This window comes from Amycolatopsis sp. CB00013 (assembly GCF_001905755.1).
Taxonomy (GTDB): Bacteria; Actinomycetota; Actinomycetes; order Mycobacteriales; family Pseudonocardiaceae; genus Amycolatopsis; species Amycolatopsis japonica.
On sequence record NZ_LIWC01000001.1, the window covers coordinates 1,935,315 to 1,950,803 of the forward strand.

Genomic DNA, 15,489 nt, shown 5'->3' on the forward strand with positions numbered 1-15,489 from the left:
CGTTTCCCACTCACAACGAGGTGACGAGGTGACCCGACCGCAGGACGCCCGCAGCGGGGTCGAGGCGACGTACGGACCGCTGCTCACGCCCGCCCGGCCGGGTGGGGCGAGCGGGCGTCCGGTCCAGCTCTGGGCGCTGCTGCCGAGAGAACTGGCGACCGTGTTCCGGCCGGGGCTGGGCGATACGGCCGGGGAGGTGGTCCGGGAGATCCAGCGGACCATCCCAGAGTACGCGCGGCCCTTGGACGGAGCGTTCGGGAAGGCGCTCAAGACCGGCGTGCAGATGGCGTTCGTGCAGTTCCTGGAACGCCTCGGAAACCCCGAGGCGCCGTCGGAGGACCGGCGGAGCGTGTTCGTGAGCCTGGGCGTCCAGGAGTTCCATCAGGGCCGCAACGTCGACGTCCTCCAGGCGGCCTACCGGGTGGGCGCCAGGGTGACCTGGCGCCGGATGGCCGAAATCGGACGCCGCGCCGGGGTGCCTTCCGCGACGCTTTGCCTGCTCGCGGAGGCCATCTTCGCCTACATCGACGAGCTTTCGGCGCTGTCGGTCGAGGGCCACGCGGAGGCACGGGAAAAGGCCGCCGGCGCGCTGGAGCGCCGGCGGCATCGGCTGATGGAGCTCCTTCTCGCCGAACCCCCGTCGCCTCCCGAAGTCGTCAAACACGCCGCCGACCTGGCCCGCTGGCAACTGCCGGACCTGCTCGTCGCCGTCGCCCTCGACCAGCCGTCGGTCGAGGCCCCACCGGCCGCGCTCGCCGACTTCGAGAGCACCTCGCCCTGTCTGCTGCTGCCCGCTCCGGAACCGGACGAACGGGAGCGATTCGCCGAAGCCCTGGCGGGCACGCGGGCCGCGATCGGCCCCGCGGTCCCACCCGTCTTCGCCGCCCGTTCCTTACGGGCCGCCCGCGAGGCCCTGCGCCTCATCGACTCCGGCGCGCTCGTGGACGAACCCGTGACGTGGTGCGTCGACCATCTTTCGCGCCTGTGGCTGCTCAAGGAACCGTTCTTGGCCGCCGAACTCGTCCGGGAACGGCTCGGGCCGCTGGCCGGATTGACCGGTAAGCAGCATTCGCGGCTGGCCGGGACGCTGCTGGCGTGGCTGGAGACCTGCGGGAACGTGCGCGAGGTGGCGGAACGGCTGGCGGTGCATCCGCAGACGGTGCGTTCTCGTGCTCAGGAACTGGAGGCGCTGTTCGCGGACGGGCTGCGGGATCCGGAGCGGCGGTTCGAGATGATCCTGGCTTTGCGGGCTGCTCCTTCTTGACGGTTTTGCGCGTGAAGGCCTCCTTCCCTCGGCTGAGCCGAGGGAAGGAGGCCTTCACGCGCTGGCGCGACTCGGGTTCCGCGAGGCGACCGACGTTGCGCCGGTGTCGCGAAAGCCACTTTCGGGACATCTAACGTCGCGAAAGTGGCTTTCGCGACGAGATCGCTGAGCAGTCGCGAGCCCGGCCGCGACCGACGTTGCGAAAGCCACTTTCGCAACGTTGAAGGTTGCGAAAGTGGCTTTCGCAACCTTCGGACCAGGCATGACACCCGGCCGCGTGCTAGAGGTACGGGAAAGTCACTGACGGAAGCGGCTGCGGGACCTTGGTTGCGTTGAGTGAGGGGTGTGTGGAAATAGGGACGTTGAATGTCCCTATTTCCACACACCCCTCACCAAGGCGACCGCTCACAGCAGGTTGATGCCGGACTGTGTGGATTTCGGGTCACCTAACGCACCAAAATCCACACAGTCGCCGCCCGACCTGTCAGACGGACTGTACGCACTCCCCAGCCATGGCTCCCTTTCCCGAGTACATGAAGGCCCCCTTCATGTACTTCGGCTCCCCGACGTCAGGCGGCGGCCAACGCGGTCACCCGCCACTTCCCTTCAGCCCGTTCCGCACTCACGCTCAACTGAGCCGCCCCAGTACTCCGCTGCCCGTCCCCCCGAACACCCGTCTGGTCCAGAAACACCAGCAGCGAAGCCCGATCCCCGTCGAGGACCTTGACGCCCGAGACCACCGCGGTCGAGGTCACGACCAGCTTCTGCTCCGCCGCGAGACCCCGCACCTGCGCGAACAGCTGGTCGTACTGCCCCAGCGCCGGCCCGGTGAGGACCGCCTTCGCGGCTTGCTCGCTCTTGGCGGGATCGTCGTAGCGGTAGGAGAAGACCGTGCCGAGCGCCTTGCCGATCTGGTCGCTCACCTCCGAGGTGGTGGCGACGTCGGTCAGCGCGGTGTTGTGCGTCAGCGCCGCCGTCGCGTCCCGCGCCTCGATGGCGAACCACCCCGCGAGGCCCGCCATCACCAGCGCGACGGCGCCGAACACCACCGCGCCCCGCCGCCGCACGGGAGCGACGACCGGAGCCTCGTCCTCAGGCATCTCGAGCACGGCAACCCGGGTGCTCCCGCCCATCTTCCCGGCGACCTTCACCGCGCGCCGTGCCGGTTTGTCGGCTCGTTTCGTGGTCATCGCGTCCTCCGTCAGGGCTTTCCGGTGTCGGTCACCGGCACCTGGCCGAGTGACGTGACGCGCCACCCGTCCGGCGTCCGGTTCAGGCCGGCGCGGAACCGGTTGTGCTTGGTCACGGCTTCCCCGCCTTCGGGCCGCACCTCGAGTTCGACCGAAGCGATCACCTCGGCCGTCCCGCCGCCACTGTCCACTTCGGTCACCGCGGCGTCGACGACCCGGCCGGTGGTGACGGTCTTCGCCTGGCCGATCCGGCCGAGGCCGCCTTCCCGGTCCCGCGCCAGCTCTTCGTGCAGCGCACCGCCGGACAGGTTCAGCCAGTTCTGGTAACCCTGTTCCGCCTGTCGATAGTCCAAAGTGGTCAGTGCGGAGACGGACTGCCTGCCCACCTGCAAGGCCTCGTCGCGGACCGTGGCCCGCGCGACGCCGTCGTCGTGGCTCGCGTCCCACCACGAGTAGCCGAACCAGGCCGCGGCCGCGGTGGCGACGGCTGCGAGAAATGCGGCGATCCGAGTCATGGCCTTCACCTCCTGGGCACGTTCTGCGAGCCGCGCACGTTCGTCGGGTTGCCCTTCGGCAGGGCACAGCGCGCCGCGGTGTTCAGCGGACGCGGCGAAGTATCGAGTCCGTCGCGATAGCCGGTCCCGTAACCGGTGACGCACGGCGGCGGGTCGAAGAACGTCAGCGAGAGGCCGACGTGTGCGCCGTCCGGCCCCATGATCGCGTGCCCGGCGGCGACCGCTTTCGGCGCGGTGACGAGCAGTTGCTCGATCCCGTCCTGCCGCGTTTCCAGTACGTCCGCGGTGGTCAGCAGGTTCGCCAGCAGGATGCCGAGGCTCGGGCCGGTCTCCCGCAGCAGCGTGCTGACCTCGTTCGCGGCCGCCGGGACGGCCGGGATCAGCCGTCGCAGATCGCCGTCGGAGCTCTTCAACGTCGCGGCGAGCAGTTTCGCGTTCGCGCCGAACGAGCGGATCGCGTCCGCCTGCGAGACCTGGGTGTCGAGCACGGTCTGCGCGTCGGTCACGAACCTGGTCAGCGGGCCGACGTGCGCGCTCGCCGCCTGCACGAACTCGATCCCCCTACCGACGAGCTGGTCCAGCGCCGGGCCGGCGTCGGAAGTCGCGTTGTACAGCTCGTCGACCACGGTCCGCAGCGCCGGCTTCGGCACCGAGTTCGCGAAAGAGTCCACACTGGACAGGACGACGTCCACCGGCAGCGGGATCTTCGTGTCCGCCTCGGCGATCACCGAACCGTCCCGCAGCATTGCTCCGTTGTCGCGGCGCGGCCTCAGGTCGACGTACTGCTCGCCGACGGCGGACCGGTTGGCGACGACGGCTTCGGTGTCCGCGGGCACCTCCGGGCCGCCCGGCTCGATTTCGAGGTCCACCTCCATCCCGGAGGCGGTCAACCGCAGGTCCCCGACGCGACCGATCGGCACGCCCCGATAGGTGACCTCGGCGTTGCTGAAGATGCCGCCGCCGGTCGCGAGCCGCACCTTGACCGTGTACCCGCGATCGAGCACCAGTTTGTCCAGCCCCGCGTACGTCGCGCCGACGTACGCGACACCGAGGACCGCGATGGTCACGAAGACCACCAGCTGCACGCGGACGAACTTGGTCAACATCAGCGGCCACCATTGTTCTTGAAGGTCAGGAACGTGTTCAGGTAGTCACCGCGGATGGCCTCGAGCGCGGCGTCCGGGAACGGGAAGGTGAAGATCATCTCCATGGCCTTCGGCAGTTTGTCCCCGGACTCGGCCAGCTTCCGCAGCAACGGTTCGAGCGCCTTGAGGTCGGCGACGAGGTCGTCCTTGCTGCGATTCACCGTCTCGACCGCGACCGAAGTGAGCCCGTCCAACGACTTCAGCATCCCGACCAGCGCCTGACGCTGCTGGTTCAGGACCTCGATCCCGGGGGTGAGCCCGTTCAGCGTCGCCTTGATCTCCTCGGTGTTCCCGTTCAGGGTCGCCGCGAGCTTGTTGACACTCTCGATGGCACGGGTGATCTCCGCCTTGTGCTCGTCGAGCCCGCGGACGAACACGTCCAAATTGGACAGAAGGCTGCGTGCCGCGCTCTCTTTGCCGCCGAGCGCGGCGTTGAGTTCACGGGTGATGTTCTGCACCTGCGCGACACCACCGCCGTTGAGCAGCAGGGAAAGCGCGCCGAAGACCTCCTCGATCTCCGGAGTCAGCGAAGAACCGGCCAACGGGATCACCGCGCCGTCGGCCAGCCGTCCGCTAGGCGTGCCCTCGGGCGGCGGCGCGAGCTCGACGAACTTCTCGCCGAGGATGCTCGCCTGCCGCAGCCGCGCGACGGCGTTGGCCGGCAGGTTCACGTCCCCGTTGATGAGCAGGCCGACCACCGCGCTGCGGCCGTCCGGCGCCAGATCGACGGTCCGCACCTGGCCGACCGGGACGTCGTTGACCTTCACCCCGGACTGGGGCACGAGGTCCAGCACGTTGGTGAAACTCGCCGTGACGTGGATCGGGCGCTCCCCCAGCGCGGCCCCGCCCGGCAGCGGGATGTCGTAGACGTCGACACCGTCGCTGCAGCCGGTGGCGGCCAGCACGAGGACGAGTACGGCAGCGATCCGGGTCTTCATTTCGCCCCCGAGAATTCGGTGATGTTCCCTCGCCCGTCCAGCGTTCCCGCGCCCTGGTTGTACGCGCCGAGCACGTTCGCCAGCGCGTTCGGCGCGGCGTCGAGCGCCTCGCTCAGTGACGCCTTCTGCTGGGTGAGGAGTTTGGTGATCTCGGCGAGTTTGTCCACATCGGACTTGACCTTGCCCCGGTTGTCCTTGATGAAGCCCTGCACCACGCTGAGCGCCTCGGTGAGTTCGGTCATCGCGCCGGAGAACTGGTCCCGCTGATCGGCCAGGATCTTGCTGAGCGAGGAGATCTGCTGGATCGCCTGTTTCACCTTGCCGTCGTTCGCCGCCAGCATCGCGGTGAACTTGCTGATGTTGTCGACCGAGTTGAACAGATCGTCCTTGGAGTCGCTCGCCGTCCTGGCGAACTCGCCGAGGTTCTTGATCGCCTCGCCGAGCTTGCCGCCGTTGCCGTCGAGGTAGGTCGCGGCCTTGGTGAGGACGTCGCTGACGGCGCCGTCCCGGTTTGCGCCCTTAGGTCCCAGCGCGGTCATCAGCTGGTTGAGGCTGCCCAGGAGTTCGTCGACCTCGACCGGGGTGACGGTGCGCTCGGGCGGGATCCGCGCGTCGCCGCCCAGTTCCGGTCCGCCGAGGTACACCGGGGTGAGCTGCACGTACCGGTCGGCGACCAGGCTCGGCGTGATCACGACGGCACCGACGTCCGCGGGCAGTTTGACGTCGGGCCGCACGGTCATGGTCACTTCGACGTTCGTGCCGCGCGGTTCGACCTTGGTGACCGAACCGATCGGGACGCCGAGCACCCGCACCTCGGTGTTCGGGTACACGCCGACGGTCGCGGTGAAGAACCCGGTCACGACGCGGTCGGCCTGCCGGGTCAGTAGCGGCCAGGCCGCCGTCACCAGCAGACCCGCGACGACGGCGACCGCGAGCCGCCGCAGCCAAGCCCGCCGCCGGGCGTGGGCGCCGAGATCCGTGAGCGTGAAGTGGCGTCCCATCAGCGTCCTCCCTGCCTCGACGGCATGCAGCTGCCCGGCGTGCCACCGGTCGGGACGAGCCCGCAGATGTAGGTGTCGATCCACCGGCCGTTGCCGACCGCGTTGCCGAGCAGCCGGTAGAAGGGACCGGCCAGCCGCAGGCTCTCGTTGAGCTTGTCCTGGTTGCGCAGCAGCACGGTGGCGACGCGATCGAGCTGCTCCAGTGCCGGACCGAGAGTCTTCTGGTTGTCCGCCACCAGTCCCTTGAGCTGGATCGACAGGTTCTTCACCCCGCTGAACAGTTTCGCGATCGCGTCCTTGCGCGCGTTCAGCTCCGTGAGCAGCGTGTTGCCGTCGCGGATCAAGGCCTCGATCTGCTGCGAGCGGTCCCCGAGTGTCTTGGACACCTTGTTCGTGTTCGCGAACAGCTTCACCAGTTCCTGATCCCGGGAAGCGAGCGTCTTGGACAGCGCGGTGATGCCGTCGAAAGCGGTCCGGACATCCTGCGGGGTGGAAGCACCGAGGGTTTCCGACAGCGTGCCGAACGCCTTCGCCAGCTGATCGGTGTCGATCGCGCCCACCGTGTTCGCGAGGTCGTTGAAGACCGTGGTGACGTCGTAGGGCGAACTGGTGCGCTGCACCGGGATCGGTTCGTCCGGGTCCAGTTCCGCGTTGCCGACCGGATCGAGGACGAGATTCTTCTGCCCCAGCAGGGTTTTGATCTTGATCGCCGCGGTGGTGCGGTTGCCGACCCAGGTGTCCTTGACCCGGAACAGGACCTTGACCTTGGCGCCGTCCAACAGGACGTCGGAGACCTCGCCGACCTTCACCCCGGCGACCCGGACCTCGTCGTTGCGTTTGAGCCCGGCCGCTTCGGTGAATTCCGCCGCGTACGTGGTCCCACCGCCGATCAGCGGGAGATCGTCGGAGAAGAACACCGCCGAACCCGTGACGGTCATCAGCAGGGCCGTGATGGCGCCGACGACGATGGGGTTGCGGCTGCGGAACGGTTTGATCCTCGGCGCTTTCATCGGCACCGTCCCTGGGTCAGCGGGATACCGACCGGCGGGCCGCCGGGTGCGGGCGGCGCGTCCGACTTCACCGAACACAGGTAGAAGTTGAACCAGGAACCGTACGAGACCATCGCGCCCATCCGGTCCAGTTTCTTGGGCAGGTTCGCCAAGAACTGCTCGAACACCGGGGTGTTGTCCGCGAGGTTCTTCGACAGGTCGCCGAGGGTGTTGATGCTGTCCTTCAACGGCGCGCGGCCGTCCTGGAGCAGATCCGCGGTGGCCGTGGTGAGTTCGCCGAGCCCGCCGATCGCCTGCCCGATCGGTTTCGCGTCCCCGGCGAGCCCGGAGACCAGCTGCGCCGTGACGTCGACGAGCTTGTCGAACTGGTCGCCCTGCGAGTTGAGCGTGTCGAGCACCGTGTTGAGGTTCCCGATCACCTGGCCGATCACCTGGTCCTTGCCCGCCAAGGTGTTCGTGAGCGACGCGGTGTGCTCGATGAGGCTGTCGATGGTGCTCCCCTCGCCCTGCAGCACCTGGACGATCTCGAACGACAACTGGTTGACGTCGCTCGGCGAAAGCGCCTGGAACAGCGGTTTGAACCCGTTGAACAACGCGGTGAGATCGAGCGCGGGATGGGTCCGCTCCGGCGGGATCAGCGCGCCTTCGTCGAGCGCGGCAGGCCCGTCCGGGCCCGGGTCGATCGAGAGATATCGCTGGCCGACGAGGTTGCGGTACCGGATGGTGACCGTGGCCCCGGCCGTGAGGCGGCGTTTGTTCTCGACCGAGAACCGCACGTCCGCCAGCCGCCGCTCGACCACGCCGACCGAATCGACCTGGCCGATGCGGACACCGGACATCCGGACCTCGTCGCCGGGGTTGACCGACGTCGCGTCGGTGAACCTCGCGGTGTAGCCGACCGTCGTGCCGACGCCGGAGTTGGCGATGGTGATGGCCAGGATCCCCGTCGCCACCACGGTGATCACGAAGAAGATCAGGCCCTTGATCGCCGGCCCCGCGATACTCCTCATCGGACGGTCACCTCCGTACCGCGCAGCGCCGGGCCCACGAGCACGCTGCTCCAGTCCGGGACCTCGGCCGGCTTCATCCCGAGCGACGGCGCCAGGATCTCGGCGACCAGCCCCCGCTCCCCCTTCGAATTGGCCGGACCGAGGTCCCCATCGGCGGCGAACGCGACCGCCGCCGAAGACCCGCCGCCGCCATAGCAGCGCGGCCCGCCCTTCTGGTCGAACCGCGGATCGTCCCGGCCCGGCACGTACTTGTCGCGCGGGTCGTGGACGGACAGCGTCACGTGCAGTCCCGGTTCACCGGTGCCCTTGCCCAAGGCCTTCTCCATCACCGGCTTGAGCCGGTTGACCGCGTCGAACAGGCACGGGAACTGGGGTGAGTACCGGGACAGCAGTTCCAGGGTCGGCCTGCTCTTCACACTGACACCGATGATGTTGTCCTTGTTCTGCACGAGGAACTTGTTCATGTCGCCGCTCGCGGTGGTGACGCTCGTGTACAGCTTGTCGAGGTCCGCACGAGTGTCCACAATGGTCTTCGCGGTCGTCGAAAGATCCGAGAGGGCTTTGAGGATGTCCGGCGCCGCGCCGGTGTACAGATCCGCCACGTCGGCGAGCCCGCTGACGTCGGCCTTGAACTGCGGCATCAGCGGATTCACCTGGTTGAGCAGGTCGTTGAGCTGGACGATGCTGTCCCCCAAGGACTTCCCGCGGTTGTCGAGTGCGAGCGAGATCGCGCCCAGTGAACTGTTCAGCTTCTGCGGCTGCACCGCCCGCAGCAGGGGCAGCAGATCGCCGAGCACGCGTTCCAGTTCGATCGCGTTGGCCGACCGGTCCTGTCCGATGACGTCGCCGTCCCGCAGCGATCCGCCGGCGGGCCGCTCCGGGAGCACGAGGTTGACGTAACGCTCGCCGAACACCGTCTTCGGCAGCAGCCGGGCGGAGACGTTGCGCGGCAGCTGATCGATCTTCGCCGGGTCGATCGCCAGATCGATCTCCGCGCCTTCCGCGGTGCCCCGGACCGCCCTGACCTCGCCGAACGGGACGCCCCGGACCTTGACCTCGGCGGGCGGGGCCAGCTGGTTGCCGACGCGGTCGGCCTTCAGCGTGACCATTTCCGCCCGCTCGAAGTCCTTGTTGAAGATGGCGACGGCGAGCCAGCCCAGCAGCACCAGGATGACGAGGAAGATCACCCCTGCCGCCTGTGTCCGTGCCCGCGCGCTCATCCGGAGACCTTCACCGTCGTGGTCGCGCCCCAGATCGCCAGGCTGAGGAAGAGATCGAGCACGCTGATCAGCACGATCGACGTCCGCACGGCTCGGCCGACCGCGACCCCGACACCGGCCGGGCCGCCGGCGGCGCGATAGCCGTAGAAGCAATGCGTGAGGATGACGCCGACGCTGAACACGAGCACCTTGCCGAACGACCACAACACGTCTTCAGGAGGCAAGAACAGGGAGAAGTAGTGGTCGTAGGTTCCGCCGGACTGTCCGAAGAAGACCACCGTCGTCACCCGCGAGCCCAGGTACGAGATCAGCAGGCCGATCACGTAGAGCGGGATGATCGCGATGAACCCGGCCACGATCCGGGTGGTGACGAGATAGGGCATGCTGCGCACGGCCATCACTTCGAGCGCGTCGATCTCCTCGGAGATCCGCATGGCGCCCAGTTGCGCGGTGAACCCGGCGCCGACCGTCGCGGACAACGCCAGCCCGGCCGAGAGCGGCGCGATCTCGCGGGTGTTGAAGTACGCGGTGAGGAAGCCGGTCATCGCGGAGATGTTGATCTGGTTCAGCGCGCTGAAGCCCTGCAGCCCCACCGTGATCCCGGTGAACACGCACAGGCCGACCATCACGCCGACGGTGCCGCCGATGACCGCGAGCGCCCCGCTGCCGAAGGTCACTTCGGCGAGGAGGCGCACCACTTCGCGGAAATAGCGGGTGACGGCCATCGGGATCGCCGCGAGCGCGCGGATGTAGAACAGCAACTGGTCGCCCAGCTCGAAAAGACTGTTGCCGGGGCGTTTGAACGCCTCGCGGGCCCGTTCGGGGACGCTGGTCACGGGATCAGGTTCCCTTCGCGGGGACGAGCTGCAGGTACAGCGCGGTCAGAATCGTGTTGACGAAGAACAGGAGCAGGAACGTGATCACCACCGACTGGTTGACGACGTCGCCCACACCCTTGGGGCCGCCTCTGGGGTTCAGTCCCCGGTAGGCCGCGACGACACCGGCGAGGAAACCGAAGATGAACGCCTTGATCGAGCTGACGACGAGGTCGGGCAGCTGGGCCAGCGCGTTGAAACTCGCGAGGTACGCACCCGGGGTGCCGCCCTGCACGATGACGTTGAAGAAGTAGCCGCCGAGCACACCGACGACGCTGACCAAACCGTTCAGCAGCACCGAAACGCCGATGGCCGCTTGTACGCGGGGCACGATCAGACGGTGGATCGGCGAGACGCCGAGCACCTCCATCGCGTCGATCTCCTCGCGGATGGAGCGGGCGCCCAGGTCCGCGCAGATCGCCGACCCGCCCGCGCCCGCGATGATCAGCGTGGTCACGATCGGGCTGGCCTGCTGCACCACCGCGAGAACGCTCGCGGCGCCGTTGAACTGCTGCGCGCCGATCTGGCTCGTGAGCGATCCCAGTTGCAGCGAGATGACCGCACCGAACGGAATCGACACGAGGATCGCGGGCGTGATCGACACACTCGCGATGAACCAGAACTGCTGGATGAACTCGCGAACCTGCACGGGACGGCGGAACATCGCGATGACGACGTCGATCCCCATGGCGCACATGCGGCCGAATTCGCGCAGTCCCGCGGCGGCCTTCTCCGGTGCGCGGGCGAGCAGGGCGGCTGGATTGGCCATCGTCAGGCTCCGCATCCGTCGACGGAAGCCGAGGAAAGCGCCTCCGGTCCCGGCATCGCCGGGCGCGGGAAGGCGCGCGGAACGCGCCCGGTCATCACTGACATTCGGGCTTCCTCACTTCTACTTCTCCGGCCGAACGGCCAACTCTGGCTGCACGCTACTGGCGGAAGATCAGGGAGACAAGTAATTCGACAATGGCATGCCAGGGAGGGGTCAAGGTTGTTATGGCGGTAACTGTTTTGCCTTGTGTCCCATGAGTGTTAATGACGGTTCCAACCGTCCTTGTCACTCACGAGACCGCAGGTGATCACTTTTGTCACCCCCGTCAGCCGCCGTGGTCGTGGAATTGTCACGCGCATCCTGAGTCCTCCTACTTTCATTGCGGCCGCACCGAAAAGCCCGCTACGTTCGGCGAATGGAGCAGGCTGCCATCGAGGTGACCGGCCTCGCCAAGCACTACGGTGAAGTGACGGCTCTCGCCGGCGTCAGTCTCCGGGTCGGCCGCGGCACCGTGCTCGCGGTGCTCGGCCACAACGGCGCGGGCAAGACGACGTTGATCGACATTCTCAGCACCCGCGTCAAGCCGACCGGCGGAAGCGCGAAGGTGTGCGGTTTCGACGTCGTACGCGCCGGGCATCACGTCCGGCGGCGGATCGGGGTCACCGGCCAGTTCGCCGCGGTCGACGACGCGCTCTCCGGCCGCGGCAACCTCGAACTCGTCGCCAGGCTGCTGGGTGCGAACCGGCGCCAGGCCAGGGCCCGCGCGGCCGAACTGCTCGCCATGTTCGGCCTCGACGACGCGGCGGACCGCCCCGCCCGGACGTATTCCGGCGGGATGCGGCGGCGGCTCGATCTGGCCGCAGGCCTGGTCGGCTCCCCCGACGTCCTCTTCCTCGACGAACCGACCACCGGGCTCGACCCGCTCAGCCGGGCGGGGCTCTGGGACGGCGTCGAACGGCTCGCCGCGCGCGGCACCACCGTCGTGCTCACCACGCAGTACCTCGAGGAGGCGGACAGACTGGCGGATCACGTCATCGTGCTGGGGCTCGGGCACGTCACAGTGTCCGGGCGGCCGTCGGAACTGAAGGCGCGGCTCGGGGAAAGGACCGCGACACTGACCTTCGGCACCGATCTGGCCGCCCGCCGAGCGCTGGCCGCGCTGCACCGGCTCGGCATGGGCTGCACGACGTCGGCGTCCGGGCTGGTGATCGGTGTCGCGCTGTCCGGGCCCGCCGACATCACCGTGCTGGTCCGCGCGCTCGACGCGGCGGGCGCGCCCATGAAGGACCTCACCGTCGCCGAGCCGACCCTCGACGACGTCTACCTTTCGCTGCACCGGAATCCGGCGGCCGCGCCATGACCGAGGCGCGGCACCGCGCACCGTCGCAGCCGGTGCTGACCAATCCGGCGACCTGGCCGCCGAGCACCTTCGCCACCCAGGTCCGGGTGCTCGCGGCCCGCTCGCTGAAAACGGCGTTCGGCGACCGCAGGCTGGTGTTCTTCGGTCTGCTGCAACCGATCGTGCTGCTCCTGTTGTTCAGCCAGGTCTTCACCGGGGTCAGCACGCTGCCCGGGGTCGCGGCGTACGAGGGATACGTGAATTTCCTCGTCCCGGCGACACTGGTGAACATCGCGATGACCACGGCGATGAGTTCGGGCGCCGGCTTGCTCGCGGAGATCTACAGCGGTTTCACCGGACGTCTGCGGTGCATGCCCATCAGCCTTTCCGCCGTCCTGGTGGCGCGCACCATTTCGGATTCCGCCCGGCTCGGCGTGCAACTGCTGGTGACCACGCTCGCCAGCGTGGTGCTGCTGGGTTTCCGGCCGACCGGCGGCGTTTTCGGGATCACCGCGGCGCTGCTGCTCACGCTCGTCGTCGGCTGGTGCCTGAGCTGGATCTTCGTCGCCATCACGACCTGGCTGCGCAAGGCCGAAACCCTGCAGATGGCGTCGTTCGTGGTGATGTTCCCGCTGATGTTCTCCTCCAGCGCGTACATGCCGCTGGAGACGATGCCGTCCTGGCTGCGGGTGGTCTCGGCGCTGAACCCGCTCACCTACGCGATCGACGCGACACGGGCACTCGCGCTCGGACGGCCGTCGGGCTGGTCGATCCCGGTGTCGCTGGCGATCGCCGCCGTCGCCGCGGCCGCCGGTGGATGGATCGCGGCCCGCACCTTCCGGACTCCACGCGACGTCACCCCGATGACCTGAGCCGGAACTCGCGTGATCGAAGACCGAACTCGCGTGATTGGAGGCGGAACTCGGTGTTCCGCCTCCAATCACGCGAGTTCCGTCGCCAAGCACGCATGATCCGGGTAGGCGTCAGTGCGGCAAGGACTCGAGGTGGTCCGCGGCGGCCACGACTCCCCCGGCCGCCGCGAACGAGGCCCGCACCCGCGCGGCCGCCGCGGCGTAGGCGGGGTCGGTCAGCACTTCGGTGACCGTGCGGCGGATGTCGGGTGCCTTCGCGCGGTCGAAACGCAGACGCAACCCGGCGCCAGCCGTCTCGACCTGCTGAGCGAGCATCGACTGGTCGTCCCGGATCGGCGCGATGACCAGCGGCAGGCCGGAGGCCAGGGTCTCGCTGACGGTGTTGTGCCCGCCGTGACAGAGCACCGCCGCCGCTTTCCGCACCACTTCCGCCTGCGGGATCCGCTTGACGACCAGCACGTCGTCGCTGAGCAGTTCGCCGGTCGGGTCGACGACGAGGCCCTGGACGTCCGGCATCCCGGCGAGGGCGTCGACGCATTCGGACAGGAACCGGCGGCCGAGGGCGGCGTTGGCGGTGCCGAGGGTGGCGATGACGAGCGGACGGCCGTCGAGCCGGTCCCACGAGAAGCCGACAGGCGGCGCGGGAGCCAGCGCGGGCCCGACGAAGCGGACCGCGCCGACGTCGGCGATCGGGCCCGTCAGGGACACGGTGGTGAACGCGAGAATGAGCTCCGGCGAGAACCGTAAGTCGCCACAGGACACCTTGTGCCGGGCGCGCAGGCCCTCCTGCAATCCGTCGACCCAGGCGGCGATCTTCGGCATCGCGCCCAGCGGATCGCCGAGTTCGGTCGACGTCGACGCCGACGTCACCCACGGCAGGGAGCGGCGGCTCGCCACCAGGGCGCCCGCGAAGGCCTGCTGGTCGGCGAGCACGACGTCCGGATGGAAAGCCTCCACCGCCTTCTCGACGCCCGGGACCATCGCATCCGCCAGCGGAACGAGGTACTGCTCCCACAAGTATTTCAGCGCCGCGAACCCGCGCAGGCCTTCGGGACGCCGCTCGACGGCGAACTCCAGCGCGTCCCCCGCCGCGTACACCCGGCCCGCCCTGGTCAGTTCGGACGTCGTGGGTTCCGGACCGCACCAGGCGACGTCGTGGCCGCGGCCCACCAGCTCGGCGGCCACCGCGCGCAACGGCGCCACATGTCCGGTGAGCGGCGGGACGACCAGCAGGAACCGGCTCATCCGCGTGGCCTCCCGTGCCGGTCGATCCAGTTCAGCAGCAGCTCACGGACCTCGCGGTGCTGCTCGACGAGCACCGAATGCCCTTGGCCCTCGAACACGTGCAGCTCGCCGCGGGGCAGCAACGAGGTCAGCGCGGTGAGATCGTCGGCCTGGTAGCCGTGACTGCCCAAAATGGACAGTACGGGGCAGCCGATCCCCGCCACCTGGTCCAGCGTCAGCAAGGGACCGAGCGGGACCTCTTCGGCCATCGACGTCGACATGATCCGCTCGGCGGCCATTCTCGCCAGCCGCCGGTGATGCGCGCTGTAGTTGGCCTCGATCCAGTCGAAGCTCTCCTCGACCTTCAAGAACCGTACGGTGTGTTCGAGGATCTGCGACATCTTGTCCGCCCACAGTTCGGTGGCCGGCTCCGACTCGATGCACACGATGCTGCGCACCCGCTCCGGTTTCGCCACGGCGTAGCTGTAGGCGAGGGTGCCGCCGAAACTGTTGCCGACCAGGTGCACGGGCCGGTCGAGGTCGAGCTGGTCGAGCAGGTCGTCGAGATCGGCGACGAAATCCGCGATCGTGTACCCGCGCTCCGGGCGTTCTGTCTTGCCGTGCCCGCGCAGGTCGTAGCTGATCACGTCCACCCCGGCGGCGGCGACCGGCGGCGCGAGCGTGAGGTAGAAGCTCGCGAGGCTGTCGGTGCCCATCCCGTGCAGGAACACCACGGTCTCCGTGCCCCCGCCGGGCACGAGCTGCACGTTGGTGCGCAGCCCGTTGACGGTCATGGTCGGCACCGCCTCAGCCCCGTTCGCCGAGGCGGGCGGCCACGTAGTCGGCGATGTCGCCGACCCGCAGCTCGATCACGTCGTCGAGGTCCTTCTCCGCCAGGAACTCCGCGAGGTTGACGTCCGCGCCGAAGAACTCGGCGAGGATGCTCGCGAAGGTCACCAGATCGATGCTCTCCAGCTGGAGATCCTCGTGGAAGGTGGTCTGCGGGGTGATCTCGATGCCGAGGACGTCGGTGTCCCCGACCAGTTCCTTCAGCAACTCGGCCACGGTGCCGAAGACCGACGCCGGACTCTGCTGTTCGATGGTCATTGCTCTGCTC

Annotated in this window: 16 protein-coding genes; 3 read left to right on the forward strand and 13 right to left on the reverse strand. The window is 68.4% G+C overall.

Annotation, left to right across the window (positions count from 1 at the left end):
• Window positions 1-28 precede the first annotated feature (28 nt).
• Window positions 29-1,264 carry a PucR family transcriptional regulator gene (locus AMK34_RS08670; RefSeq protein ID WP_073844179.1) on the forward strand — a complete coding sequence of 412 codons (1,236 nt, stop codon included), beginning with the start codon at window positions 29-31 and terminating at the stop codon, window positions 1,262-1,264.
• Window positions 1,265-1,833: 569 nt separating this feature from the next.
• Here AMK34_RS08670 and AMK34_RS08675 read toward each other — a convergent pair.
• From AMK34_RS08675 to AMK34_RS08720, 10 genes are read right to left on the reverse strand one after another with little or no spacing between them, the layout of a single operon-like run.
• Window positions 1,834-2,454: a hypothetical protein gene (locus tag AMK34_RS08675; RefSeq protein ID WP_143202361.1), complete on the reverse strand. Its 621-nt coding sequence runs from the start codon at window positions 2,452-2,454 to the stop codon at window positions 1,834-1,836.
• 11 nt (window positions 2,455-2,465) lie between these two features.
• Window positions 2,466-2,969 carry a hypothetical protein gene (locus AMK34_RS08680; protein WP_073844694.1) on the reverse strand — a complete coding sequence of 168 codons (504 nt, stop codon included), beginning with the start codon at window positions 2,967-2,969 and terminating at the stop codon, window positions 2,466-2,468.
• Window positions 2,970-2,974: 5 nt separating this feature from the next.
• Entirely contained in the window at window positions 2,975-4,075 is a 1,101-nt protein-coding gene (locus AMK34_RS08685) for an MCE family protein (protein WP_073844181.1), read from the reverse strand.
• Window positions 4,075-5,052 carry an MCE family protein gene (locus tag AMK34_RS08690; protein WP_038512002.1) on the reverse strand — a complete coding sequence of 326 codons (978 nt, stop codon included), beginning with the start codon at window positions 5,050-5,052 and terminating at the stop codon, window positions 4,075-4,077. Before AMK34_RS08690 ends, AMK34_RS08685 begins: the two co-directional genes overlap by 1 nt.
• The gene (locus AMK34_RS08695; RefSeq protein ID WP_038511999.1) at window positions 5,049-6,053 is read right to left on the reverse strand and encodes an MCE family protein; all 1,005 of its coding nucleotides are present in this window, start codon (window positions 6,051-6,053) and stop codon (window positions 5,049-5,051) included. Before AMK34_RS08695 ends, AMK34_RS08690 begins: the two co-directional genes overlap by 4 nt.
• Window positions 6,053-7,063, reverse strand: coding sequence for an MCE family protein (locus AMK34_RS08700; protein ID WP_073844183.1), 1,011 nt, complete (start codon window positions 7,061-7,063; stop codon window positions 6,053-6,055). The genes AMK34_RS08695 and AMK34_RS08700 overlap by 1 nt, the downstream gene beginning before the upstream one ends.
• The gene (locus tag AMK34_RS08705; protein WP_038511993.1) at window positions 7,060-8,073 is read right to left on the reverse strand and encodes an MCE family protein; all 1,014 of its coding nucleotides are present in this window, start codon (window positions 8,071-8,073) and stop codon (window positions 7,060-7,062) included. The genes AMK34_RS08700 and AMK34_RS08705 overlap by 4 nt, the downstream gene beginning before the upstream one ends.
• Complete coding sequence (locus AMK34_RS08710; protein WP_038511990.1) at window positions 8,070-9,293, reverse strand: MCE family protein; 1,224 nt, start codon at window positions 9,291-9,293, stop codon at window positions 8,070-8,072. The genes AMK34_RS08705 and AMK34_RS08710 overlap by 4 nt, the downstream gene beginning before the upstream one ends.
• Window positions 9,290-10,129, reverse strand: coding sequence for an MlaE family ABC transporter permease (locus AMK34_RS08715; protein WP_007033208.1), 840 nt, complete (start codon window positions 10,127-10,129; stop codon window positions 9,290-9,292). The genes AMK34_RS08710 and AMK34_RS08715 overlap by 4 nt, the downstream gene beginning before the upstream one ends.
• A 4-nt stretch (window positions 10,130-10,133) precedes the next feature.
• A complete protein-coding gene (locus AMK34_RS08720) occupies window positions 10,134-10,937 on the reverse strand; it encodes an MlaE family ABC transporter permease (protein WP_038523080.1) in 804 nt (267 codons plus the stop codon).
• Window positions 10,938-11,352: 415 nt separating this feature from the next.
• Here AMK34_RS08720 and AMK34_RS08725 point away from each other — a divergent pair, with 415 nt between their 5' ends.
• Both AMK34_RS08725 and AMK34_RS08730 read left to right on the forward strand, forming a co-directional pair.
• Window positions 11,353-12,297: an ATP-binding cassette domain-containing protein gene (locus tag AMK34_RS08725; protein ID WP_073844185.1), complete on the forward strand. Its 945-nt coding sequence runs from the start codon at window positions 11,353-11,355 to the stop codon at window positions 12,295-12,297.
• The gene (locus tag AMK34_RS08730; RefSeq protein ID WP_038511984.1) at window positions 12,294-13,148 is read left to right on the forward strand and encodes an ABC transporter permease; all 855 of its coding nucleotides are present in this window, start codon (window positions 12,294-12,296) and stop codon (window positions 13,146-13,148) included. Before AMK34_RS08725 ends, AMK34_RS08730 begins: the two co-directional genes overlap by 4 nt.
• A gap of 111 nt (window positions 13,149-13,259) precedes the next feature.
• On the opposite strand, the gene AMK34_RS08735 is transcribed toward AMK34_RS08730, so the two are convergent.
• The 3 genes from AMK34_RS08735 to AMK34_RS08745 are packed head-to-tail and all read right to left on the reverse strand — an operon-like array spanning window position 13,260 to window position 15,479.
• Window positions 13,260-14,393: a glycosyltransferase gene (locus tag AMK34_RS08735; protein ID WP_073844186.1), complete on the reverse strand. Its 1,134-nt coding sequence runs from the start codon at window positions 14,391-14,393 to the stop codon at window positions 13,260-13,262.
• Window positions 14,390-15,175, reverse strand: a complete 786-nt coding sequence (locus AMK34_RS08740; protein ID WP_038511978.1) for an alpha/beta fold hydrolase — start codon at window positions 15,173-15,175, stop codon at window positions 14,390-14,392. The genes AMK34_RS08735 and AMK34_RS08740 overlap by 4 nt, the downstream gene beginning before the upstream one ends.
• A 4-nt stretch (window positions 15,176-15,179) precedes the next feature.
• Window positions 15,180-15,479 carry a phosphopantetheine-binding protein gene (locus AMK34_RS08745; protein ID WP_038511975.1) on the reverse strand — a complete coding sequence of 100 codons (300 nt, stop codon included), beginning with the start codon at window positions 15,477-15,479 and terminating at the stop codon, window positions 15,180-15,182.
• Window positions 15,480-15,489: the final 10 nt, after the last annotated feature.

Bases quoted from the DNA above. Each gene is read 5' to 3' on its own strand.
- AMK34_RS08675 (WP_143202361.1), bottom strand. From the start codon at position 2,454: ATGACCACGAAACGAGCCGACAAACCGGCACGGCGCGCGGTGAAGGTC.
- AMK34_RS08680 (WP_073844694.1), bottom strand. From the start codon at position 2,969: ATGACTCGGATCGCCGCATTTCTCGCAGCCGTCGCCACCGCGGCCGCG.
- AMK34_RS08685 (WP_073844181.1), bottom strand. From the start codon at position 4,075: ATGTTGACCAAGTTCGTCCGCGTGCAGCTGGTGGTCTTCGTGACCATC.
- AMK34_RS08690 (WP_038512002.1), bottom strand. From the start codon at position 5,052: ATGAAGACCCGGATCGCTGCCGTACTCGTCCTCGTGCTGGCCGCCACC.
- AMK34_RS08695 (WP_038511999.1), bottom strand. From the start codon at position 6,053: ATGGGACGCCACTTCACGCTCACGGATCTCGGCGCCCACGCCCGGCGG.
- AMK34_RS08700 (WP_073844183.1), bottom strand. From the start codon at position 7,063: ATGAAAGCGCCGAGGATCAAACCGTTCCGCAGCCGCAACCCCATCGTC.
- AMK34_RS08705 (WP_038511993.1), bottom strand. From the start codon at position 8,073: ATGAGGAGTATCGCGGGGCCGGCGATCAAGGGCCTGATCTTCTTCGTG.
- AMK34_RS08710 (WP_038511990.1), bottom strand. From the start codon at position 9,293: ATGAGCGCGCGGGCACGGACACAGGCGGCAGGGGTGATCTTCCTCGTC.
- AMK34_RS08720 (WP_038523080.1), bottom strand. From the start codon at position 10,937: ATGGCCAATCCAGCCGCCCTGCTCGCCCGCGCACCGGAGAAGGCCGCC.
- AMK34_RS08725 (WP_073844185.1), top strand. From the start codon at position 11,353: ATGGAGCAGGCTGCCATCGAGGTGACCGGCCTCGCCAAGCACTACGGT.
- AMK34_RS08730 (WP_038511984.1), top strand. From the start codon at position 12,294: ATGACCGAGGCGCGGCACCGCGCACCGTCGCAGCCGGTGCTGACCAAT.
- AMK34_RS08735 (WP_073844186.1), bottom strand. From the start codon at position 14,393: ATGAGCCGGTTCCTGCTGGTCGTCCCGCCGCTCACCGGACATGTGGCG.
- AMK34_RS08745 (WP_038511975.1), bottom strand. From the start codon at position 15,479: ATGACCATCGAACAGCAGAGTCCGGCGTCGGTCTTCGGCACCGTGGCC.